Source organism: Sphingomonas sp. Xoc002 (assembly GCF_050408055.1).
Classification (GTDB): Bacteria; Pseudomonadota; Alphaproteobacteria; order Sphingomonadales; family Sphingomonadaceae; genus Sphingomonas; species Sphingomonas yabuuchiae.
On sequence record NZ_CP191175.1, the window covers coordinates 323,639 to 345,251 of the forward strand.

Genomic DNA, 21,613 nt, shown 5'->3' on the forward strand with positions numbered 1-21,613 from the left:
GAACCGCCCCCTTTTTCGTGGGGTTCACCCCACCGACAGCGCCAGTTTCCCGTCGCCCTCGTCGACCGTCACGGTCGCGCCGTCCTTGACATGCCCGCGCAGGATTTCCTCGGCCAGCGGGTCCTGGAGGTGGCGTTGGACCGCGCGGCGCAGGGGGCGTGCGCCATAGACGGGGTCGTAACCCACCCGACCCAGCCATTCGCGCGCAGCGTCGGTCAGGTGCAGGCCGATCTTGCGATCCGCCAGCAGCTTGGCGACGCGGCCGACCTGGATGTCGACGATCGGGCCCATATGGCTCTGGCCCAGTCGGTGGAACAGGATGATCTCGTCCAGCCGGTTGAGGAATTCGGGGCGGAAATGGCCGCGCACGATCTCCATCACCTGCGGCTCGACGCTCTCGACGCTTTGTCCGTCCTCAACGCTCGCCAGATACTGGCTGCCCAGGTTCGAGGTCAGGATGATCAGCGTGTTCGAGAAGTCGACCGTCCGCCCCTGGCCATCGGTCAGGCGGCCGTCGTCCAGCACCTGGAGCAGCACGTTGAACACGTCGCCATGCGCCTTCTCCACCTCGTCGAACAGCACGACCTGATAGGGCCTGCGCCGCACCTCCTCGGTCAGGACGCCGCCTTCCTCATAGCCGACATAGCCGGGAGGAGCGCCGATCAGCCGGGCGACGCTGTGCTTTTCCATGAACTCGCTCATGTCGATGCGCACCATGGCCGAGGGATCGTCGAACAGGAATTCGGCGAGCGCCTTGGTCAGCTCGGTCTTGCCGACGCCCGTCGGCCCGAGGAACAGGAACGAGCCCAAAGGCCGGTTCGGATCCTGTAGCCCGGCACGCGCGCGGCGGACGGCGGTGGAGACGGCGCGGACCGCATCCTCCTGTCCGATGACGCGCTTGCCGATCACCTCCTCCATGCGGAGCAGCTTCTCGCGCTCGCCCTGCATCATCCGGTCGACCGGCACCCCGGTCCAGCGGCTGACCACGCCCGCGATATCGTCGGCGGTGACTTCCTCGCGCAGCATGGCGCCCTCGGTCGCGGACTGCGCCTCGGCTAGTTGCTTCTCCAGCTGCGGGATGCGGCCATAGGAGAGCTCGCCCGCTTTCGCGAGGTCACCGTTGCGCTGCGCCTGGTCGAGTTCGATGCGCGCCTGGTCGAGCTGTTCCTTCAGCTTGGCCTCGCCCGCGATCTTGTCCTTCTCGGCCTGCCAGCGCTGGGTCAGTGTGTGCGACTGCTCCTCCAGATTGGCGAGTTCCTCCTCCAGATGACCGAGCCGGTCGATGCTGGCGGCGTCGCTCTCGCGGCGCAGCCCCTCTCGCTCGATCTTCAGGCGCAGGATGCGGCGGTCGAGCGTCTCGATCTCCTCGGGCTTGGACTCCACCTCCATGCGGATGCGGCTGGCGGCCTCGTCCATCAGGTCGATCGCCTTGTCGGGCAGGAAGCGGTCGGTGATGTAGCGGTTGGACAAGGTCGCCGCCGCCACCAGCGCGCCGTCGGTGATGCGCACGCCGTGATGGAGTTCGTATTTTTCCTTCAGCCCGCGCAGGATCGAGATGGTGTCCTCGACCGTGGGTTCGCCGACGAAGACCGGCTGGAACCGCCGTTGGAGCGCGGGGTCTTTCTCGACATATTTGCGATATTCGTCGAGCGTGGTCGCGCCGACGCAGTGAAGCTCACCGCGCGCCAGGGCGGGCTTCAAGAGGTTGGAGGCGTCCATCGCCCCGTCGCCCTTGCCCGCGCCGATCAGCGTGTGCATCTCGTCGATGAACAGGATGATGTCGCCCTCGGCGGCCTTCACCTCGTCGAGCACGCCCTTCAGCCGCTCCTCGAACTCGCCGCGATATTTGGCACCGGCGATGAGGGCACCCATGTCGAGCGCCATCAGCTTGCGGTCCTTCAGCGTGTCGGGCACGTCGCCATTGGCGATACGCAGCGCCAGGCCTTCGGCGATGGCGGTCTTGCCGACGCCGGGTTCGCCGATCAGCGCCGGGTTGTTCTTGGTCCGGCGGGCCAGGATCTGGATGGTGCGGCGGATTTCCTCGTCGCGGCCGATGACGGGATCGAGCTTGCCGTCGCGCGCCACTTGCGTGAGGTCGCGGGCGAACTTCTTGAGCGCATCATAGCGGTCCTCCGCCCCCGCCGTGTCGGCGGTGCGGCCTTGGCGCAGCTGTTCGATCGCGCCGTTCAGGGCTTGCGGGTTCACCCCGCCCGCCGCCAGCGCCTTGCCTGCGGCCGTGGTGGAGGCGAGCGCCAGGGCCAGCAGCAACCGCTCGACGGTGACGAAGCTGTCGCCTGCCTTCTGCGCAACCTGTTCGGCCTGGTCGAGCACGCGGACCAGGTCGTTGTCGAGGCCGGGCGAGCTTTGTGCACCCGAGCCGGAGACGGCCGGAATACGGCTGAGCGCCGCATCGGTCTCGCGCTCGACGCGCTTGGCATCGCCGCCGGCCGCCTGGATCAGGCCGGACGCCATGCCCTGATCGTCCTCGATCAGCGCCTTGAGGAGGTGTTCGGGGGCGATACGCTGATGGCTGTTGCGGATCGCCACGGTCTGCGCGGCTTGCAGAAAGCCTTTTGCGCGGTCGGTAAATTTTTCGAGGTTCATCTGGTCTTCCTGTCGCTTTCCAGATCAGATGGTGTTGCATTTTGGCAACACAAGGGGTGGGCGGAATTTCCTGTCCGCAACATGGGATGGCCGTTTCGATAACGAAAGGGTCGAAAGACTTTCCTGCTGAAATCCATGCGTCACACCGGATTGCGGTCCGCCGCGCGGGCGCTATGCTCGGGCCATACACCTGAGTGGGGAGACTCAAAAAGATGCGTATCAAATCCGTGGCGCTGACCGGCGCCGCCGCCCTTGCGTTCGTCGTTCCGGGGCAGGCCGTTCTGGCCCAGGCCGCACCGAAGGCCGCAGCCGCCGCCAAGCCTGCGCCCGTCTCGGCGCTCGTGAAGGCGGTCGACATCCCCTATCAGACCTTCACGCTGAAGAACGGCCTGCGCGTCGTCGTCCATACCGACCGCAAGGCGCCCGTCGTGGCGGTCAGCGTGTGGTATGACGTCGGGTCGAAGCATGAGCCCAAGGGCAAGACGGGTTTTGCGCATCTGTTCGAGCATCTGATGTTCAACGGCTCGGAAAATGCGCCGGGCGATTTCTTCGCGCCGCTCAAGTCGGTGGGCGCCACCGATTACAACGGCACCACCTATTTCGACCGGACCAATTATTTCGAGACGGTGCCGACCGCCGCGCTCGACCGGGCGCTGTTCCTGGAATCGGACCGCATGGGCTATCTGCTCGGCGCGGTGACGCAAGGCGTGCTCGACGAGCAGCGCGGTGTCGTCCAGAACGAGAAGCGCCAGGGCGACAACCAGCCATATGGCCTGACCCAGTACAAGGTCCTGAGCGGCCTGTTCCCCGAGGGGCATCCCTACGCCCACTCGACCATCGGTTCGATGGCCGATCTCGACCAGGCCTCGCTGGAGACGGTGAAGGACTGGTTCCGCAGCCATTATGGCCCGAACAATGCCGTGCTGGTGCTGGCGGGCGATATCGATGTCGCCACCGCCAAGCCGCTGGTCGAGAAGTATTTCGGCGCGATCCAGCCGGGTCCGAAGAGCGTGTTGCCGACCGTCACCATCCCGACGCTGCCCGCGCACGTCAACGAGGAGATGAAGGACCGCGTCGCCGCCGTCATGATCAGCCGCAACTGGGCGGTGCCGGGGCTGAACGATCCCGAAACCGCCTCGCTGGTCGTGGCCGGTTCGATCCTGGGCGGGCTCGCCTCGTCGCGGCTCGACAATATCCTGGTGAAGCAGGAAAAGCTGGCGGTGCAGGTGTCGGCGGGCGACCGTCCCTTCTCGCAGGTCGGCATGTTCAACATGATGGCGATCGTCCGTCCCGGTGTCGATCCGGCGCTGGTCAACAAGCGGATGGGTGAAATCCTCGCCGACTTCCTGAAGAACGGCCCGACCGCCGATGAGGTGCAGCGCGCCGTGACCCGTTTCGTGTCGGGCCGCGTCCAGGGGCTGGAGTCGGTCGGCGGCTTCGGCGGCAAGGCGGTCGCGCTGGCCGAGGGCACGCTCTACTCGAACGATCCCGGCAAATATAAGAAGCAGCTGGAAGGGATCGCCGCGCAGACCCCCGCGACCGTCAAGGCGGCAGCCGACAAGTGGCTGTCGCGCCCGGCCTATACGCTGACCGTCGTACCGGGCGCGCGGGACGCCTATGAGGAAGCCAAGGTGCCGCCGCGCGCCGATGTGCCCGCCGCCCCGGAACAGGCGCCCAAGGGCACGCGCGGGGCCCTGCCCGATGTCGGACAGGTCAAGCCGCTGAGCTTCCCCGCCGTCCAGCGCAGCCGCCTGGCCAATGGCATCGAGCTGATCTACGCCCAGCGCACCGCCGTGCCGGTCACGCAGATCGCGACCTCGTTCGATGCCGGTATCGCCGCCGACGTGCCCGGCAAGCTGGGCACGCAGCGCATGGTGCAGGCGATGCTCGACGAGGGCACGACCCATCGCAACACCATCGCCATCGCCGAGGAGCAAGAGCGGCTGGGCGCCTCGATCGGGTCGAGTGCGACGAACGACCGCACCGTCGTCGGCCTGGACGTGCCGAGCATCAACCTGGCCCCCGCGCTCGACCTTTATGCCGATATCCTGCGCAACCCGGCCTTCCCCGATCCCGAACTGGCGCGGGTGAAGGCGCAGACGCTGGCGGGCATCAAGCAGGAACTGACCAGCCCGCAGGGGCTGGCGGGCCGCGTCCTGCCGCCGCTCGTCTATGGGCCGACCAGCCCCTATGCCAAGGCGCAAGGGGCGGGCGATCCGGCGGCGGTCGCGGCGATGACCCGCGAGCAGCTGATCGCGTTCCAGCAGGCGTGGCTGCGTCCCGACAAGGCGAAGATCTTCGTCACCTCGGACCGTCCGCTGGCCGAGGTGAAGGCCGCGCTCGACCGGGTGTTCGGCGACTGGAAGGGCACCGGCACGGCGGGCGTGAAGAGCTTCACCGCGGGCCAGCCCTCCGCGCCGAAGATCGTGCTGGTGAACCGGCTCGACAGCCCGCAGTCGATGATCATGGCGGGCGCGCCGACCGCGCTGAAGGGGGTGGACGACCTGCTGCTCCAGAACACGGCGAACGACGCGTTGGGCGGCAGCTTCCTCAGCCGCATCAACACCGATATCCGCGAGACCAAGCACTGGTCCTATGGCGTGCGGGGCGGGTTCCAGACCTCGGAATTCGCGGCGCCCTATATCATGTCGGCGCCGGTTCAGGCGGACAAGACCGGCCCCTCGATCGACGCGCTGCGCACCGATGTCACCGAGTTCCTGACCACCAAGCCGATGGACCAGGTCGAATATGATCGCGCGATCACCGGCGCGATCCGCTCGCTGTCGGGCAATTTCGAAACCTCGGATGCGGTGCTGTCGGCGATGCAGGCCAACGACCTGTATCGTCGCCCGGACAATTACTATGCGACGATCACCCAGCGTTATCAGGCGATGACCCTGCCGGAGCTGAACAAGTCGATCCAGACGGCGTTGAACCCCAAGAGCTTCGTCTGGGTGGTGGTCGGCGATGCCAAGACGGTCAAGCCGCAGCTCGATACGCTCGGCCTGCCCGTCGAGGTGGTCGAACCGTCGGCGATCGTCGCGACCGCCCCGGCGGCACAATAAGGGAGAGTGAGAATGGCGGATATCGACGGAACCTGGGACTGCATCGTCAAGTCGCCGCTGGGCGACCAGGAAATGACGCTGACGGTCACGACCGAGGGCGACCGCTTCACCGGTTCCGGCGGCGGCCAGATGGGCGCGATGGAGATTGAGGGCGACGTGTCGGGCAATACGATCACGTGGAAGATGTCGATCTCCTCGCCGATGCCGATGACGCTGGACTGCGAAGCGACCGCCGATGGCGACACGCTGACCGGCTCGGTCGGTGCGGGCGCGTTCGGCAGCTTCCCGCTGTCCGGCACGCGCGCGGGCTGATCTTCGCGCCTTGAGATGGGGAAGGGCGGTGCGTCGGATGACGGGCCGCCCTTTTTCTTTGGGGCTGAGCCCAGTCGAAGCCCACGCGATGACGCCAACGACATAACCGGTTCATTTCCCGCCAAATCCCGTTACGCTGCCCCCGAAAACCAAAAAGGGGACCAGCATGATAGACCGGCGACATTTCCTGGGCGGATCGGCGGCACTCGCCGTGGCGGCGGGCAGCGAGGGCGTCGTTGCACAGAATACGCCGTCCACCCAGCTGACCGCGCTGTTCGACACGCTGGTCCAGGAACAGCTCCGCCGCAGCCCCGAAGCCGCGACCAATCTCGGTCTCGACACCGGCGCGAATGCCGATCTGCGCAGCCGACTTTCCGATCAGTCGCCCGCCGGAATCGCGGCGGCGAAGGCCGCGACCCAGGCCGATCTGACCCGGTTGCAGGCGATCGATCCCGCCGCCCTGTCGCCCGAGGAGCGGATCGACCTGGAATCGATCCTCTATACCCGCCGTTCGGCCCAGGCCGTGCAGGCGTTCGATTTCGGCGGCAGCTCCTACGGCCCCAGCCCCTATGTCGTGTCGCAGCTGTCGGGCGCATATCAGTCGGTCCCCGATTTCCTCGATACCAAGCACAAGATCGCCAGCGCGGGCGATGCTGACGCCTATCTGATGCGGATGCGCGCCTTTGCCCGGCAGATCGACGCGCAGACCGACCGGATGCGCCATGACGCGGGGCAGGGCGTGGTGCCGCCCGACTTCATCCTGGACCTCGCGCTCGAACAGATGGGCAAGACGCGCCAGCCCGCCGACCAGGCGCTGGTCGTCCAGTCGCTCGCGCGTCGCACGGCCGAAAAGGGCCTGGGCGATCGTTACGCCGCACAGGCCGGGACGATCTACGACGCCGAGGTGCTGCCCGCGCTCGACCGCCAGATCGCCTATGCCAAAGCGCTTCGGGCCAAGGCGACGCATGACGCGGGCGTCTGGAAACTGCGTGACGGCGCGGCCTATTATCCCGTGGCGCTGAAGGCCAATACGACGACCAGCTTCTCGCCCGATGAGGTGCACCGCTTCGGCCGCGAGCAGGCGGCGATGCTGTCGGCGCGGCTCGACGCGCTGCTCCGGAAGCAGGGCTATACCAAGGGCAGTGTGGGGCAGCGCATGGCCGCGCTCTACAAGAATGCCGACCAGCTCTATCCCAATACCGATGAGGGCAAGCGCGCGGCCATCGCCTATTGCAACGCGCGGCTGGACGCGATCCGCACCCGCCTGCCCCAGGTGTTCGAGCGCATCCCGCCCTATGGTTTCGAGGTGCGCCGCGTGCCGCCGCAGACCGAGGCGGGCGCGGCGGCGGCCTTTGCGCAGGCTCCCGCGATCGACGGCTCGCGCCCCGGCCTCGTCTATTTCAACCTGAAGGACAGCGCCGACTGGCCCAAATTCTGCCTGGCGACGACCGTCTATCACGAAGGGCTGCCGGGCCATCAGATGGAGAGCGGCCTTGCGCTGTCGAACACGCGCCTGCCGCTGATCCGCAAGATCAACGGCTTTTCGGGCTATGGCGAGGGCTGGGCCCTCTATGCCGAGCAGCTGGCGGACGAGATCGGTATGTATGACGACGATCCGCTGGGGCAGCTGGGCTATCTGAAGTTCCTGCTGTTCCGCGCCAATCGCTGCGTCGTCGATACCGGCCTGCACCATTTGCGCTGGACCCGCGAACAGGCGATCCGCCATTTCGTCGAGGCGGAAGGCGAAGCGGAGGGCTTCGCCACCCGCGAGGTGGAGCGTTACTGCGTCAATCCGGGCCAGGCGGCGAGCTACAAGCTCGGCCATTCGGTGTTCGTCGACATTCGCGATTCCGCCAAGACGCAAAAGGGCGACCGTTTCGACCTGAAGGCGTTCCACACCGCCGTCCTGCGCCATGGCCGCGTACCGCTCGACGTGTTGCGCCGTGTCGGGGAGGAATGGGCCAAGGCTTGACCGCAATCAGCATCGCGGTGATCTTCCTGAGCGGGAGAATATCGCGATGCAGGTCAGGGCTTCGATCGGGCCGGATGGCGGGCGGCGGCGGACGGCCGTCATCGCCACGGCAATGGTTCATGCCGCGTTCTTGGCGCTGTTGCTCTGGGGGGCGCCACGGCCCTCGACGAGTCCGACCGAACACCCTGCGCTGATCCTGTTCGACCTGCCGGACCCGCCGCCCGTTCCCGTCACGCCGCCGCCGGTCGCCGCCCAGCCGGTCAAGCGGGAGAGCGCGGTCCTTCGCCCCACCGCCGGGGGCGGATCGCCGCGTCCGACAAGGGCACCGATGGCCGAGCAGGCGGCACCGGCCGCTGCCGCGTCGGCGCGGTTCGATCGGGTCGATCGGCCCGCCCCCGCTGCGGAGTTCAGCACCGACCTGCCGCTGCGCGCCGGGACGGCGGCGTCGGATGGCCGGGGCGTCGGTATCGCCAGTGGACGCGGCACCGGCGGCGAGGGGCAGGGGACCGGCAATGGACGCGGTGATGGCGATGGACCGGGCGAGGGGAGGCTTCGCTTCGCGCTGGCCGAGTGGATCGAAAAACCGCCCCAGGACCTGATCGACGAGGCCTTTCCCGAAAGGGCGAGAAACGGCGGGGTCAGCGGCATGGCGGTCCTGCTCTGCTTCGTCCCGACGCCCGGCCAACCCAAAAGCTGTTCGATCGCCGCCGAACGGCCAAGAGGGAGCGGTTTCGGTCCGGCGGCGCTGGGACTTTACCGGAAATTCCGCATCCGCCCGGTGATGAAGGGCGATGAGGTCTATCAGGCCCAGGTGCTGGTGCCCGTGACCTTCGATGTCAAAAAACGACCCTAGCGACCGGGCTCACAGCAAGATGGCAAGCGATGAATTCACCCCTCCGCTGAAGGGGAGGGGCATGTGTCGGTTCAATGCGATGTGATCACAATCTAACGCAGCACCCGCGTGATATGCCCCATCTTGCGACCGGGCCGTGATTCGCCCTTGCCGTAGAGGTGCAGATGCGTGCCCTTTTCGGTCAGCGCGGACTCCCACGCATCGTCGCCGATCAGGTTTTCCATCTGCACCTGCGCGCCGGTCAGCGACGTATCACCCAGTGGCAGGCCGCAGATCGCGCGGATATGATTCTCGAACTGCGAGGTTTCGGCACCCTCGATCGTCCAGTGGCCCGAATTGTGGACGCGCGGGGCCATCTCGTTGAAGACGGGGCCGTTCTCGGTCGCGAAGAACTCGCAGGCCAGCACGCCGACATAGCCCAGTTCCTCGGCGATGCGGATGGCGAGCGCGGTCGCTTCCTCGGCCTGCGCCGCGATCTCGGCCGGGGCGGGCAGAGTGGAGGTGCGCAGGATCGCGTCGCGGTGGACATTGTGCGGCGGGTCGTAGCGGACCGTCCCGCCGTCCGGTCCCCGCGCGATCAGGATCGAGAATTCGTGGCTGAAGTGGATGAACCCCTCCAACACGGCGGGGCCGCCGATCGCCTCGAACGCGGCAGGTGCCTCGGCGATGTCGCGGATCAGCACCTGACCCTTGCCGTCATAGCCGAAGCGCGTGGTCTTCAGGATCGCGGGGCAGCCGATCCGCTCCAGCGCAGCGGTCAGGTCGGCGGCGCAGTTCACCTCGGCCCAGGGGGCGGGGCGCCCGCCGACCTTCTCGACGAAGCTCTTTTCCGCAATCCGGTCCTGCGCGACGCGGAGCGCGGCCGGAGCGGGGTGGACGGGCAGCCGCTCTGCCAGCCATTCGACCGGCGTCACGTCGACATTCTCGAATTCGTAGGTCACGACGTCGCAGGCGGCGACGAAATCGGCCAGCACCACCTTGTTGTGGTAATCGGCGCGGGTCAGCGAGGACGCGGTCTGCGCCGCGACGCTTTCCTCATCGGGGGCCAGCACATGGGTGCGATAGCCGAGCTGTGCCGCGGCCACCGCCAGCATCCGGCCCAGCTGGCCGCCGCCCAGAATCCCGATCGTCGAACCCGGCTTCAACATTGGCTTACCCTTGCGGATCGTTGGCGACGCTGTCGGTCTGGCGCTGGCGCCACGCCTTCAGGCGCTCGGCAAGGCCCTCGTCGGACAGCGACAGGATCGAGGCGGCGAGCAGGCCCGCATTGATCGCGCCCGCCTTGCCGATAGCCAGCGTGCCGACGGGAATGCCGCCGGGCATCTGGACGATCGAGAGCAGGCTATCCATGCCCTTCAGCGCCTTGGACTCGACCGGCACGCCCAGCACCGGCAGATGCGTCATCGACGCGGCCATGCCGGGCAGATGCGCGGCACCGCCCGCGCCCGCGATGATGACCTTGATCCCGCGATCGGCGGCGCCGGTGGCGTAATCGTACAGGCGCTGCGGCGTGCGGTGCGCGGAGACGACGCGCGTCTCATGGTCGACGCCCAGCGCCTCCAGAGTCTCGGCGGCGTGCCGCATGGTTTCCCAGTCCGACGTGGACCCCATGATGATCCCGACCGAAATCATATCCGCTGTTCCGCCCTAGCCCCTTTGGCCCCGTCGCCGGGGAAGCGGGCTGACTAGCGGCACGCGGCGAGGGGGGCAACCGTCCCTATACGTTTCCGTATATTTGCGGGCGTTTTTGGCTGGACTCGGGGCGTGGGCTTCGACTTCGCCATTCCTCCCCTGCAAGGGGAGGGGGACCATGCGAAACATGGTGGAGGGGTGTCGCCCTCTCGATAGCGGGACACCCCTCCGTCAGTCCTTCGGCCTGCCACCTCCCCTTCCAGGGGAGGAATGGAGGCCGAACATTCTCACCGCTCCGACAGATAATAGCGGTCGGTCGGGGACAGGTCGTCGGCCAGTTCATAGACGATCGGCTGGGCGGTCGGGATTTCCAGGCCGGTGATCTCGTCGTCCGGGATGTTCGACAGATGCTTGACCAGTGCGCGCAGCGAGTTGCCGTGCGCCGAGATCAGCACCCGGTTGCCGTCGCGCAGCGCAGGCGCGATACGTTCTTCCCAATAGGGCAGGACGCGGGCGATCGTGTCCTTCAGGCTTTCGGTCTGCGGCACGTCGATGCCCTTGTAGCGGATATCGTTCGACACATCGAACTCGCCGCCCGCCTCGGCCGGGGGCGGGGGCACGTCGAAGCTGCGGCGCCAGATCTTCACCTGCTCGTCGCCATGCTTGGCCGCCGTCTCCGCCTTGTCCAGGCCGGTCAGCCCGCCATAGTGACGCTCGTTCAGCCGCCAATGCTTCTCGGTCGGCAGCCAGAGACGACCCATGGTCTCCAGCGCCAGGTTCAGCGTCTTGATCGCGCGGGTCTGAAGGCTGGTGAAGGTCAGGTCGAAGTCGAGGCCCTTCTCGGCCATCATCGCGCCCGCCGCGCGCGCTTCGGCGGCACCCTGCGCCGTCACGTCGACGTCCCACCATCCGGTGAAGCGGTTCTCCAGGTTCCAGGCGGACTGGCCGTGGCGGATCAGGACGAGCTGGGGCATGGAAACTCCTTATATGTGATGCTGCCCGCATAAAGCGGCGGGCACGCGGGGTCGAGTTTTGCTGTAACGGGCGGGGTCAGCCGCGAAAGCGGGATTGCGTCGAAGCGGGATTGGCCTTCAGCACGCGGCCCATCCGGGTCGGCCGGTCGAGCAGTTCGCCGCCGCAATCGGGGCAGGTCTCGTCCAGCTCGTCGGCGCATTCCGCGCAATAGGTGGATTCGAGCGAGCAGATGAATGCACCGCCCTGCGATGGGGGCAGGTCCGCGCCGCAACGCTCGCAATCGGGACGCATCTCCAGCATCAGGCGGCCACCTCGCGCACCACGTCGCAGATGCGGTCGACAAGGGTTTCGACCTGGCGCTTGTCCTCGCCCTCGGCCATCACGCGGATGACGGGCTCGGTGCCCGACGGGCGGATGACCAGGCGGCCGCGCCCGGCCAGTTCAGCCTCGGCGGCGGCGATGACGCCCTGAACCTTCTCATGCTCCAGCGGCTTGCCGCCCGCGAAACGGACATTCTTGAGCAACTGCGGCAGCGGATCGAAGCGGTGCAGCACCTCGCTGGCGGGCGCGCCCGCGCGCTTCAGTTCGGCCAGCACCTGGAGCGCGGCGACCAGACCGTCGCCGGTGCGGGCATAGTCGGACAGGATGATATGCCCCGACTGCTCGCCGCCGACATTATAGCCGCGCGTGCGCATCGCCTCGAGCACATGGCGGTCGCCGACCTTGGTGCGGATCAGGCCCAGCCCCTGTGCGGCCAGATGCCGCTCCAGACCCAGATTCGACATGACCGTCGCGACCAGGCCGCCGCCCGCCAGGCGTCCTTCGCGCGCATAGCTGGTCGCGATCATCGCCATCAGCTGGTCGCCATCGACCACCGCGCCGGTCTCGTCGACGATGATCAGCCGGTCGGCATCGCCGTCCAGCGCGATGCCGATGTCGGCACCGCTGGCCACCACCGTCTCGGCCAGCGTCTGCGGCGCGGTCGAGCCGACGCCATCATTGATGTTGGTGCCGTTGGGCGTCACGCCGATCGCAACCACGTCCGCGCCCAGTTCCCACAGCGCGGCGGGCGCGACCTTGTAGGCGGCGCCATTGGCGCAGTCGATCACGACACGCAGGCCGTCCAGGCGCAGCGCCTGCGGGAAGGTGGACTTGGCGAAGTGGATATAGCGACCGGCGGCGTCGTCGACCCGGCGCGCACGGCCGATCTTGCCCGAGGGGACCAGCGGCACATTCTGCTCGATCAGGTCCTCGATCGACTCCTCGGCTTCGTCGGACAGCTTGTAGCCGTCCGGGCCGAACAGCTTGATGCCGTTGTCGGCAAAGGGATTATGGCTGGCCGAGATCATCACGCCGATATCGGCGCGCATCGAATGGGTCAGCATCGCGACCGCGGGCGTCGGCAGCGGCCCGAGCATGACGACATCCATGCCGACGCTGGTGAAGCCCGCGACCAGCGCCGATTCGAGCATATAGCCCGACAGGCGGGTGTCCTTGCCGATGACGACGCGGTGGCGGTGGTCGCCGCGCTGGAAATAGGCACCGGCGGCCATGCCGACCTTCATCGCCATCTCGGCCGTCATGACCGCGCCGTTGGTCGCGCCGCGAATGCCATCAGTGCCGAAATATTTTCTTGCCATGCGGCCAAGTCCCTGCCGGATTAAGAGGATGTGGAACAATCAGGTTGCGCGTATCCTTTAGCGCGACCTTGGCCAAAGCTCCAAATAGGCGAGAACCATCCATGTCGCGCGCGACCCTGATCCTTCTTTGCCTTGCCACCGGTCTGCTGATCGGCGTGGGGGCGGCGACGCTCGCCCCCTCGATGGCGGCGGGCGCGGTGTTCGTCGCGCGGCCGGTCGGGACCTTGTGGCTGAACGGGTTGCAGATGACGGTCATCCCGCTGGTCGTCACGCTGTTGATCACCGGCGTCGCCTCGACCGCGCAGGCGGCACAGGCGGGGCGGATTGCGGGGCGGGCGATCATGACCTTTCTGGTGCTGGTCACATTGACCGCGACGATGGCGGCGCTGGTCACGCCCGCCCTGCTGCACCTGTTGCCCATCCCGCGCGAGGCGGCCGCCGCGCTGAAGGCGGCGCTGGGCCATGCCGAGCCGGTCGCGCCGCCGCCGCCGATCGCCGAGTTCGTGACCGGCATCGTGCCGACCAACATCTTCGCCGCTGCCACCAACAATGCGCTGTTGTCGCTGATCCTGTTCACCCTGGCCTTCGCTTTTGCGATCACCCGGATCGAGGGTGAGGGGCGGGCGATGCTGCTGCAATTCTTCACCGCGATCCGCGATGCGATGCTGGTGCTGATCGGATGGGTGTTGTGGCTGGCACCTCTGGGCGTCTTCGCGCTGGCTTTCGTCGTGGGCGCGACGGCGGGGGGCGGGGCGTTCGGGGCGCTGGCGCATTACATCACGATCATCGCCAGTATCGGCGTCATCGTGATGCTGATGGCGTACGGCGTGGCGATGCTGGCGGCGCGGGTGCCGCTGTCGCGATTCGCCCGCGCGCTGGCCCCGGCCCAGGCGGTCGCCATCTCGACCCAGAGCTCGCTCGCCAGCCTGCCCGCGATGATCGAGGGGACGAAGACGCTACGCATCGCACCGGCGACCGCAGGCCTCGTCCTGCCGATGGCGGTGGCGATGTTCCGGGGGACCCAGCCCGCGATGAACGTCGCGGTGGCGCTCTATATCGCCGACTGGTTCGGCATCGTGCCCGGCATGGCCTCGGTCGCCGCCGCCGTGGTGGTCGCGATCCTGTGTTCGCTGGGCTCGGCCAGCCTGCCGTCGCAGATCACCTTCTTCGCCTCGATCGCGCCGGTCTGCGTCGCGCTGGGGGTGCCTGCCGCGCCCTTGGGGCTGTTGATCGCAGTGGAGACGATTCCCGACATCTTCCGGACGCTGGGCAATGTCAGCATGGACCTTGCCGCCACCGCGACCGTTTCCCGGGGCAGCCGCACCATCGACGAGGACGTCTCATGAAGTATCGCACGCTCGGCCCCGATTTCGAGGTTTCCGCGCTCGGCCTCGGCTGCATGCCGATGGCCGGTGTCGGCCGGAACATGTATGGCGAGGCGAACGAGGCGGAGAGCATCGCCACCATCCACCGCGCGATCGAACTGGGCGTGACCCTGTTCGACACCGCCGAAATCTATGGCCCGCTGGTCAATGAGGAACTGGTCGGCCGGGCCATTCGCGGCAAGCGCGATGCGGTGGTGATCGCGACCAAATTCGGCTTTCGCTATGACGAGAACGGCATGACCGGCGTGGACTCGACCCCCGCAAACGTCCAGCGGGCGTGCGAGGGGTCGCTCAAGCGGTTGGGCGTCGAGACGATCGACCTGTTCTACCAGCACCGCGTCGACCCCAATGTCCCGATCGAGGAGACGGTCGGCGCCATGGGCCGCCTGGTCGAGCAGGGCAAGGTGCGGCGCCTGGGCCTGTCGGAGGCGAGCGCCGAGACGATCCGCCGCGCCGCTGCTGTCCACCCGATCGCGGCGGTCCAGTCGGAATATTCGCTGTGGGAGCGCGATGTCGAAGCGGACATCCTGCCCGTGGTACGCGAACTGGGCATCGGCTTCGTGCCGTACAGCCCGCTGGGGCGCGGGTTCCTGACCGGGCAGATCACCCGGCGCGAGGACCTGCCCGAAGGGGATTATCGCCTGGGCGATCCCCGCTATTCGGAAGAGAATTTCGACCGCAATCTTCAGATCGTCGAGGTGGTGAAGGGAATCGCCCCCGCGCATGACGCCAGTGCGGCGCAGGTGGCGCTGGCGTGGCTGCTGGCGCAGGGCGACGATATCGTGCCGATCCCCGGCTCCAAGCGACGCGCAACGCTGGAGGACTCGATGAAGGCGGCGGAATTGACGCTGTCGGCGGAGGACCTGGCGAAGCTGGAAGAAGCCTCGCCGCGCGGTGGAACGGCGGGACCGCGCTACGGCGAGCGGGCGATGGCGATGACGCGGCTCTGATTTTGGTTCGCGCGGAGGCGCGGAGACGCGGAGGGGGCGTATCCGGCCGTTAGGCTGGCCTAACACTATGACGGTGCGGCAAAGCCGAACGCCGAAATGCGCTGAAGCGTTGAAGCGCGCCCGAACCTCTCTGTGTCTCCGCGCCTCCGCGCGAACCAAAAAGCCGGTCTGCCGCTCGAAGCGACGGACCGGCCCTTCGTTAGAGCGGCTTCTGCTCCAGCCGCGTATCGATGCCTGCCGCCGCCGGTTCGGCCAGTTCATTGTCCCCGGCCAGCGCGGCTTCGGCCTTCAGCAGGTCGAGGTGCATCAGCTTGGCGATGAAGGGCGATACGACCAGCACGACCACGCCGATGCCGATCGAGAACCAGCCGATCCGGGTATAGACGTCGAGCACCTTTTCCGGCCCCGCGCCCTCGCCGCCGGTCGCCTGGGCGATGAGCCCTGCGATGAAGTTGCCCGCCGCCGTCGCCAGGAACCAGGTGCCCATCATGAGGCCCGTCATGCTGGGCAGCGACAGCCGCGTCATCGCCGCCAGACCGACGGGCGAGAAGCACAGCTCGGCCATCGTATGGATCAGATAGACCAGGATGACGAAGATCACCGGCGTCGGGGCCCCCGCATAGGCCGCCGCACCCGCCACCAGCACCATGAAGCCTGCGCCCACACCGACCAGACCGATACCGAACTTGAACGGCGCGCTGGGTTCCCACCCGCGCTTGCCCAGGATCGTCCACAGCGCGGCGAACAGGGGGGCCAGCAGGATGATGAAGATCGAGTTGACCGACTGGAAGGCCGAGGCGGGAATGGTCCAGCCCAGCAGCGTCCGGTCGACCGAGCGATCGGTATAGAGGTTCAGCGACGACCCGGCCTGCTCGAACAACGCCCAGAAGAGCGGGCACAGCGCGATCAGGAACAGCGCGGCGAAGATGCGGTCGCGATCGACCTTGGGCAGCTGGAACACCGCGCGCCACAGGATGAAGAGCACCGTGGCGGCCGCGAATACGACCAGCAGCGTGCCAACCGCATCCTGATGCTGGATCAGCTGCCATACCGCCAGCGTGGCGACGATCGAACCCAGATAGATCAGCCATTCGCGCGACAGGCCCGCCACGACGGGCGCCCGCAATACGGGCAGTGAGGGCGCTTCGCCCGCGCCGTGCAGTTCGCGCTTCAGGGTGATGAAGGCGATCAGGCCGAGCAGCATGCCCACGCCCGCCGCGCCGAAGCCATAGGACCAGCCTACCGTCTCGCCCAGCACGCCGCACACGATCGGGCCCAGTGCGCCGCCCGCATTGATGCCCATGTAGAAGATCGAGAAGGCAGGGTCGCGGCGCATGTCGTCGCGCGCATAGAGCTGTCCCACCAGCACCGAGATATTGGCCTTAAGGAAACCGGTACCGATCACGATCGAGGCGAGGGCGAGGTAGAAGCCCTCCAGATAGGCCCCCGTCGCACCTTGCGGCCCCTCCATGACCGCGATCAATATATGGCCAAAGGCGATGAACAGCCCGCCCGCCAGCACCGCGCGTCTGGCCCCCAGATAGCGGTCGGCCAGATAGCCGCCGATCACCGGCGTCACATAGACCAGCGAGGTATAGGCGGCGTAGATGCCGAACGCCGGTTCGTCGGTGAACAGGAAATGCTTGGTCAGGTAGAAGACCAGGATGGCGCGCATTCCGTAATAGGAAAAACGCTCCCACATCTCGGTGAAGAACAACAGGAACAAGCCTCGGGGATGCCCCAGAACCGTCTTGCCGCGCGCGGCGGCTTCATACGCACTCGCCATACTGGCGTTCACTCCATCGGGATCGCCCCCGGTGCGACCAGGGGCGCACGCGGGGGCGTAATGGTTCGGTAACCTAACGCCAAAGCCGCGACTGTAAATATCATGCGCGACGACGTAAGGATCGAAGCCATGACCGACATGGCATTCAACGACCGCTCGACCCCGCTTTTGCTGCTGACGACCCGCCGTTCGGGTAAGCCGCGCGACCTGATCGCCCCCGGCCCCCGTCCGGACGAACTGGCGCAGATCCTGAGCATCGCGGCGCGCACGCCCGATCATGGCAAGCTGGCCCCGTGGCGCTTCGTGATCGTGCCTGGGCAAGCGCGCGCGAGGCTGGCCGAGGTCATCACCACCGCCTATCGCGCCGAACGGCCGCAGGCGGGCGCGACCGAGATCGCCGCACTGGAGCAGTTCGCGCACCAGGCCCCCGATCTGGTCGTCGTCCTGTCGTCGCCCCGCACCGACAGCCATATCCCGCTGTGGGAACAGGAATTGTCGGCGGGCGCGGCGTGCATGAACCTGCTTCATGCCGTCCATGCCATGGGCTATGCCGGGGGCTGGCTGACCGGCTGGCCCGCCTTTTCGGATGCGGTGCGCGATGCGTTCGGCGCCGCGCCCGAGCGGATCGTCGGCTTCGTCTTCATCGGCACGCCCAGCCGTCCGCTCGACGAGCGGCCGCGCCCCGACATGGGCCGGATCGTCTCGACCTGGGCGGGATGAAGCGAGCGTCCCGCACGGCGGTCTTGCAAACGTTATCGCGATAGCGGCTCGACATCGCGTTGCGCATGCTGTATTAACTCGGCATGACAGCTCTTAGCGGTGACGACAGCCCGGTTTACATCCGCCTGCGCGGGACGATCGCGGCGGGCATTCTCAACGGCACCTATCGCACGGGGGACCAGCTTCCCTCGGTGCGGGCACTGGCCGCCGAACAGGGTGCGAACCCGCTGACCGTCGCCAAGGCCTATCAGAGCTTTCAGGACGATGGCTATGTCGAGGTGCGGCGCGGGGTCGGCATGTTCGTGATGCCGGGCGCGGCCGACCGGTTGCGCAGCGCGGAGCGGCAGAGCTTCCTGTCGGTGCAGTGGCCGCGCATCCGCGACCATATCGAACTGCTGGGCCTCGACCCCGCCGATCTGCTCAACGCCGAGCGCGTCTGACCTTCGGGCGGCGACCCCAGGCGATCAGCCCGGTCGCCGCGACCCAGGCCGCGAGCAACCCCGCCAGCGCGGCGAGCGGCCACCAGATCCATGGCATACCCTGTCCGCCATGCCATCGGCGGACCCAGGACAACATGACCGGCCCGGCATAAGCGGGTGCGGCCAGGGCCTTGGCGCTGTCGTCGGCGACCTTGACGACACTCGGTTCGCCACCCTCGAAATGCAGGATCCAGTCGGGCGAACGCTCGGTCGGCCAGTCGATCGTGCGCAGCGTGCCGTGCGTCCATCCGTGCGCGCTGGCGACGACCCGGTCGACGGATAGGGCGGCGCGGGTAACGGGCGGCGCGGCGGGGGTGGTGGTCATGCCCGGTGCCGGGACGACCGCCAGCCCGGTCGCGGTCAGCGCCAATACCGGGATAGCCGACCACAGCCCGACGCGACGGTGCATGATCGCCCACCGCGATTCGTGGTGGGGGCGCTTGGCGGATGCCTTCGGTCGCTCGCGGGTCGCCTGCGTCCACAGCCCGGTCAGGCTGGCGAGCACCAGCCCGATACCGCCCAAGCCGACGATCCATCGGCCCAGGCCCGACAGGAATAGCCCGTCATGCACCCGCCGTGCGGCACCGATGACGCCGCCATCCTTCCAGCCGCTCGCCAGAACCTGCCCGGTCGGCGGATCGAGAAACAGCAGCCGCTGCGCCCGGTCGCTGCTTCGGTCCAAAGTCACGACGACGGGCGACGAACCCTGTTCCAGCGATAGCGCGGCGATGCGCTCGCCGGGGCGCAGGCGGCGATGCGCGGCGTCGCTGTAGAGGGAAGCGGCCTGCCGCTGTTCGCCGCTGATCCGGAAGCGGGCGGGGTTGGCGATCCGCTCCAGCATCGGCGAGGCTGCCACGATCGCGCCGGAGATCGCCAGGACGATCGCGACCAGCCCGATCGCCAGCCCCAGCCAGCGATGGACCCGCAATCCCGTATCGCGAAGGGTAATTCCGGCCACACAAACCCCGAAACAGACGGCGCGCCCTGCCGGAGGCGAAGGGCGGCGTCAATCGGGGGAAACCAATTCGGCTCCCACCCTCCGCTCAGGCTGAACGCAGGTGGGGAAACGGGAAGCGTTTTTGTCTGCGCGGAGGCGCAGAGGAGAAAGGCTCGAGACAAGGAACGCCTCTGTCGCTCGCTTCCACCTCCGCGCTTCCGCACGCACGAAATCACCGTCGCAGGAACAACCACGACCGGATCGCACTCGCCAAATTCGGCGGGTCTTCCACCACGATCCGCAGCGCATCGATCTCCGCGACCAGCGCCGACAGCGGCAGGCCGTGGGCCACCGCCGCCTCTTCCAGCGCGGTCCAGAAGACCGGCTCCAGACTGATCGAGGTCTGGTGCCCGGCGATGGTGATCGAGCGTTTGACCGGACCGACGAATCCTTCCGCCGGGGCCGCGATCCGGCTCATTCGGTATCGAACAGGCTGGCCAGCTGCTCGATGATCGTGCCGCCCAGCTGCTCGGCATCCATGATCGTCACCGCGCGCGCATAATAGCGGGTCACATCATGGCCGATGCCGATCGCGATCAGCTCGACCGGGCTCTTGCTCTCGATCCACCCGATCACCTGGCGCAGATGGCGTTCCAGATAGCTGCCCGAATTGACCGACAGCGTCGAGTCGTCGACCGGCGCGCCGTCGGAGATGACCATCAGGATGCGCCGCTCCTCGGGCCGCGCGATCAAGCGGCTATGCGCCCACATCAGCGCCTCGCCGTCGATATTCTCCTTGAGCAGCCCCTCGCGCATCATCAGGCCGAGATTGTTGCGCGCCCGCCGCCACGGCTCGTCGGCCTGTTTGTAGACGATGTGGCGGATGTCGTTCAGCCGCCCGGGCTGCGGCGGGCGACCGGCCGCCAGCCACGTCTCGCGGCTCTGTCCGCCCTTCCAGGCGCGAGTGGTGAAGCCGAGAATCTCGGTCTTCACCCCGCAGCGCTCCAGCGTGCGTGCGAGGATGTCGGCGGAGATGGCCGCGATGCCGATCGGCCGCCCGCGCATCGACCCCGAATTGTCGATCAGCAGGGTGACGACGGTATCGCGGAAATCGGTGTCGCGCTCGATCTTGTAGGACAGCGACTGGCCAGGATTGACCACGACGCGGGCGAGCCGCGCGGCGTCGAGAATACCCTCTTCCTGGTCGAAGTCCCAGGATCGCGACTGTTGTGCCATCAACCGGCGTTGCAAGCGGTTGGCGAGCTTCGACACGGCCGATTGCAGATGCGCCAGCTGCTGATCGAGATAGCCGCGGAGCCGCGCCAGTTCGTCGGCGTCGCACAGCTCGCCCGCCGCGATCACCTCGTCATATTGGGTGGTCCAGGGCTTGTAGTCGAATTGCGACGCCAGATCGTTGAGCGGGCGGTTGGGGCGGGTCGGCTGGCTGCCTTCGTCGCCATCCTCGCCGGGTTCGCCGTCGAGATCGTCGAGCGAGTCCTGGCTCTGCTCCTGCGATTCGCCGTCCTCGCTGTCCGAGTCGCGCTTCTCGGCGCGCGCCTCGACCTCGCCTTCGCCCTGGCCCTGCTCGTCGTTATCCTCTTCGCTCTCGTCCTGCTGCTGTTCGTCCTCGCCTTCCTGATCGTCGCCGCCTTCATCGGCCTGATCGGGCTCGGCGGGCGGCTCGGCAAGTTCGAGATCGGCGAGCATCTTGGCGGTCAGCGACTGGAACGCCTTCTGGTCGTCCATCGCGCCCGCCAGCGCGTCGAGGTTGGTCGCCCCCTCCAGCCAGTCGCGGACCAGCGCCAAGGCGGGCGCGGTTTCGGCAGGCGAAGGCCGCCCGGTCATCCGTTCCCGCAAGAGGAGCCCCAGCGCGGTCGACAAGGGCACCTCGTCGCGGTTGCGCGCACGGGTCAGCGGGTCGGAGCGCAACCGTACGTCCAGCGCATGGGCGAGATTGTCGCCGATCCCGGCATAACCGCGCGCGCCCAGCGCCTCGATCCGCGCCGTCTCGACCGCGTCATAGACCGCGCGCGCCACCGCCTCGACCGGGGCGGCCTTGGCGTGGAGCGCGGTGTCGTGCAGCTTCAGCCGCAGCGCGAAGGCGTCGGCGAACCCGCGCGCCTCGGCCACCTGTTCGGCGGGCAGCGCGCGGCCGGGCATCGGCACGCGGATATGCTTGCCGGATTGCGCGGGCGCGTCGGCGGTGAAGGCAAGCTCCACTTCCGGCTCCTGCGCGATGGTGCGCGCGGTGCCGCCGAGGACCGCCTTGAACCGGTCGAGAGGGGTTTCGTTGCCCAAGGGGA

Annotated in this window: 18 protein-coding genes; 8 read left to right on the forward strand and 10 right to left on the reverse strand. The window is 67.5% G+C overall.

Features of this window, described 5'->3' with window-relative positions; genetic code table 11:
• Positions 1 to 24: 24 nt before the first annotated feature.
• On the reverse strand, positions 25 to 2,604 hold the full coding sequence (gene clpB / locus ACQR50_RS01545; protein ID WP_428969542.1) for an ATP-dependent chaperone ClpB: 2,580 nt from the start codon (positions 2,602 to 2,604) through the stop codon (positions 25 to 27).
• 212 nt (positions 2,605 to 2,816) lie between these two features.
• Here clpB and ACQR50_RS01550 point away from each other — a divergent pair, with 212 nt between their 5' ends.
• From ACQR50_RS01550 to ACQR50_RS01565, 4 genes are all read left to right on the forward strand, one after another.
• Positions 2,817 to 5,669: a M16 family metallopeptidase gene (locus tag ACQR50_RS01550; RefSeq protein WP_428969543.1), complete on the forward strand. Its 2,853-nt coding sequence runs from the start codon at positions 2,817 to 2,819 to the stop codon at positions 5,667 to 5,669.
• A 12-nt stretch (positions 5,670 to 5,681) separates the two neighbouring features.
• On the forward strand, positions 5,682 to 5,981 hold the full coding sequence (locus ACQR50_RS01555; protein ID WP_076714681.1) for a hypothetical protein: 300 nt from the start codon (positions 5,682 to 5,684) through the stop codon (positions 5,979 to 5,981).
• Positions 5,982 to 6,147: 166 nt separating this feature from the next.
• Complete coding sequence (locus ACQR50_RS01560) at positions 6,148 to 7,953, forward strand: DUF885 domain-containing protein (RefSeq protein WP_428969544.1); 1,806 nt, start codon at positions 6,148 to 6,150, stop codon at positions 7,951 to 7,953.
• Positions 7,954 to 7,999: 46 nt separating this feature from the next.
• Entirely contained in the window at positions 8,000 to 8,806 is an 807-nt protein-coding gene (locus tag ACQR50_RS01565) for an energy transducer TonB (protein ID WP_428969545.1), read from the forward strand.
• Positions 8,807 to 8,898: 92 nt separating this feature from the next.
• On the opposite strand, the gene ACQR50_RS01570 is transcribed toward ACQR50_RS01565, so the two are convergent.
• From ACQR50_RS01570 to glmM, 5 genes are all read right to left on the reverse strand, one after another.
• Positions 8,899 to 9,954 (reverse strand): 5-(carboxyamino)imidazole ribonucleotide synthase, encoded by a 1,056-nt coding sequence (locus ACQR50_RS01570; RefSeq protein WP_428969546.1) that lies wholly within the window; start codon positions 9,952 to 9,954, stop codon positions 8,899 to 8,901.
• A gap of 4 nt (positions 9,955 to 9,958) precedes the next feature.
• A complete protein-coding gene (gene purE, locus ACQR50_RS01575) occupies positions 9,959 to 10,417 on the reverse strand; it encodes a 5-(carboxyamino)imidazole ribonucleotide mutase (protein WP_236696923.1) in 459 nt (152 codons plus the stop codon).
• Between the two features lie 308 nt (positions 10,418 to 10,725).
• Entirely contained in the window at positions 10,726 to 11,412 is a 687-nt protein-coding gene (gpmA, locus tag ACQR50_RS01580) for a 2,3-diphosphoglycerate-dependent phosphoglycerate mutase (RefSeq protein ID WP_428969547.1), read from the reverse strand.
• A gap of 76 nt (positions 11,413 to 11,488) precedes the next feature.
• Positions 11,489 to 11,713: a DUF1272 domain-containing protein gene (locus tag ACQR50_RS01585; RefSeq protein WP_428969548.1), complete on the reverse strand. Its 225-nt coding sequence runs from the start codon at positions 11,711 to 11,713 to the stop codon at positions 11,489 to 11,491.
• Positions 11,713 to 13,053, reverse strand: coding sequence for a phosphoglucosamine mutase (gene glmM / locus ACQR50_RS01590; protein WP_309691666.1), 1,341 nt, complete (start codon positions 13,051 to 13,053; stop codon positions 11,713 to 11,715). The genes ACQR50_RS01585 and glmM overlap by 1 nt, the downstream gene beginning before the upstream one ends.
• Positions 13,054 to 13,154: 101 nt before the next feature.
• Here glmM and ACQR50_RS01595 point away from each other — a divergent pair, with 101 nt between their 5' ends.
• On the forward strand, positions 13,155 to 14,399 hold the full coding sequence (locus ACQR50_RS01595) for a dicarboxylate/amino acid:cation symporter (RefSeq protein ID WP_428969549.1): 1,245 nt from the start codon (positions 13,155 to 13,157) through the stop codon (positions 14,397 to 14,399).
• Positions 14,396 to 15,388: an aldo/keto reductase gene (locus ACQR50_RS01600; RefSeq protein WP_428969550.1), complete on the forward strand. Its 993-nt coding sequence runs from the start codon at positions 14,396 to 14,398 to the stop codon at positions 15,386 to 15,388. Before ACQR50_RS01595 ends, ACQR50_RS01600 begins: the two co-directional genes overlap by 4 nt.
• Before the next feature lie 199 nt (positions 15,389 to 15,587).
• Here ACQR50_RS01600 and ACQR50_RS01605 read toward each other — a convergent pair whose 3' ends face one another.
• Positions 15,588 to 17,174 carry a peptide MFS transporter gene (locus tag ACQR50_RS01605; protein ID WP_428969551.1) on the reverse strand — a complete coding sequence of 529 codons (1,587 nt, stop codon included), beginning with the start codon at positions 17,172 to 17,174 and terminating at the stop codon, positions 15,588 to 15,590.
• A 129-nt stretch (positions 17,175 to 17,303) separates the two neighbouring features.
• Here ACQR50_RS01605 and ACQR50_RS01610 point away from each other — a divergent pair, with 129 nt between their 5' ends.
• A complete protein-coding gene (locus tag ACQR50_RS01610) occupies positions 17,304 to 17,894 on the forward strand; it encodes a nitroreductase family protein (protein ID WP_184103305.1) in 591 nt (196 codons plus the stop codon).
• A gap of 83 nt (positions 17,895 to 17,977) precedes the next feature.
• The gene (locus ACQR50_RS01615; protein WP_042487130.1) at positions 17,978 to 18,334 is read left to right on the forward strand and encodes a GntR family transcriptional regulator; all 357 of its coding nucleotides are present in this window, start codon (positions 17,978 to 17,980) and stop codon (positions 18,332 to 18,334) included.
• Here ACQR50_RS01615 and ACQR50_RS01620 read toward each other — a convergent pair.
• The 3 genes from ACQR50_RS01620 to cobT form a co-directional block, all read right to left on the reverse strand.
• A complete protein-coding gene (locus ACQR50_RS01620; RefSeq protein ID WP_428969552.1) occupies positions 18,315 to 19,331 on the reverse strand; it encodes a PepSY-associated TM helix domain-containing protein in 1,017 nt (338 codons plus the stop codon). The two genes, ACQR50_RS01615 and ACQR50_RS01620, sit on opposite strands and share 20 nt — an antisense overlap.
• 211 nt (positions 19,332 to 19,542) lie before the next feature.
• Positions 19,543 to 19,788, reverse strand: a complete 246-nt coding sequence (locus ACQR50_RS01625) for a ribbon-helix-helix domain-containing protein (RefSeq protein ID WP_428969553.1) — start codon at positions 19,786 to 19,788, stop codon at positions 19,543 to 19,545.
• The gene (cobT, locus tag ACQR50_RS01630; protein ID WP_428969554.1) at positions 19,785 to 21,608 is read right to left on the reverse strand and encodes a cobaltochelatase subunit CobT; all 1,824 of its coding nucleotides are present in this window, start codon (positions 21,606 to 21,608) and stop codon (positions 19,785 to 19,787) included. Before cobT ends, ACQR50_RS01625 begins: the two co-directional genes overlap by 4 nt.
• Between the last annotated feature and the right edge of the window lie 5 nt (positions 21,609 to 21,613).

Excerpts from the sequence above, each read along its gene's own strand:
- clpB (WP_428969542.1), bottom strand. The coding sequence starts at position 2,604 with ATGAACCTCGAAAAATTTACCGACCGCGCAAAAGGCTTTCTGCAAGCC.
- ACQR50_RS01550 (WP_428969543.1), top strand. The coding sequence starts at position 2,817 with ATGCGTATCAAATCCGTGGCGCTGACCGGCGCCGCCGCCCTTGCGTTC.
- ACQR50_RS01555 (WP_076714681.1), top strand. The coding sequence starts at position 5,682 with ATGGCGGATATCGACGGAACCTGGGACTGCATCGTCAAGTCGCCGCTG.
- ACQR50_RS01560 (WP_428969544.1), top strand. The coding sequence starts at position 6,148 with ATGATAGACCGGCGACATTTCCTGGGCGGATCGGCGGCACTCGCCGTG.
- ACQR50_RS01565 (WP_428969545.1), top strand. The coding sequence starts at position 8,000 with ATGCAGGTCAGGGCTTCGATCGGGCCGGATGGCGGGCGGCGGCGGACG.
- ACQR50_RS01570 (WP_428969546.1), bottom strand. The coding sequence starts at position 9,954 with ATGTTGAAGCCGGGTTCGACGATCGGGATTCTGGGCGGCGGCCAGCTG.
- purE (WP_236696923.1), bottom strand. The coding sequence starts at position 10,417 with ATGGGGTCCACGTCGGACTGGGAAACCATGCGGCACGCCGCCGAGACT.
- gpmA (WP_428969547.1), bottom strand. The coding sequence starts at position 11,412 with ATGCCCCAGCTCGTCCTGATCCGCCACGGCCAGTCCGCCTGGAACCTG.
- ACQR50_RS01585 (WP_428969548.1), bottom strand. The coding sequence starts at position 11,713 with ATGCTGGAGATGCGTCCCGATTGCGAGCGTTGCGGCGCGGACCTGCCC.
- glmM (WP_309691666.1), bottom strand. The coding sequence starts at position 13,053 with ATGGCAAGAAAATATTTCGGCACTGATGGCATTCGCGGCGCGACCAAC.
- ACQR50_RS01595 (WP_428969549.1), top strand. The coding sequence starts at position 13,155 with ATGTCGCGCGCGACCCTGATCCTTCTTTGCCTTGCCACCGGTCTGCTG.
- ACQR50_RS01600 (WP_428969550.1), top strand. The coding sequence starts at position 14,396 with ATGAAGTATCGCACGCTCGGCCCCGATTTCGAGGTTTCCGCGCTCGGC.
- ACQR50_RS01605 (WP_428969551.1), bottom strand. The coding sequence starts at position 17,174 with ATGGCGAGTGCGTATGAAGCCGCCGCGCGCGGCAAGACGGTTCTGGGG.
- ACQR50_RS01610 (WP_184103305.1), top strand. The coding sequence starts at position 17,304 with ATGACCGACATGGCATTCAACGACCGCTCGACCCCGCTTTTGCTGCTG.
- ACQR50_RS01615 (WP_042487130.1), top strand. The coding sequence starts at position 17,978 with ATGACAGCTCTTAGCGGTGACGACAGCCCGGTTTACATCCGCCTGCGC.
- ACQR50_RS01625 (WP_428969553.1), bottom strand. The coding sequence starts at position 19,788 with ATGAGCCGGATCGCGGCCCCGGCGGAAGGATTCGTCGGTCCGGTCAAA.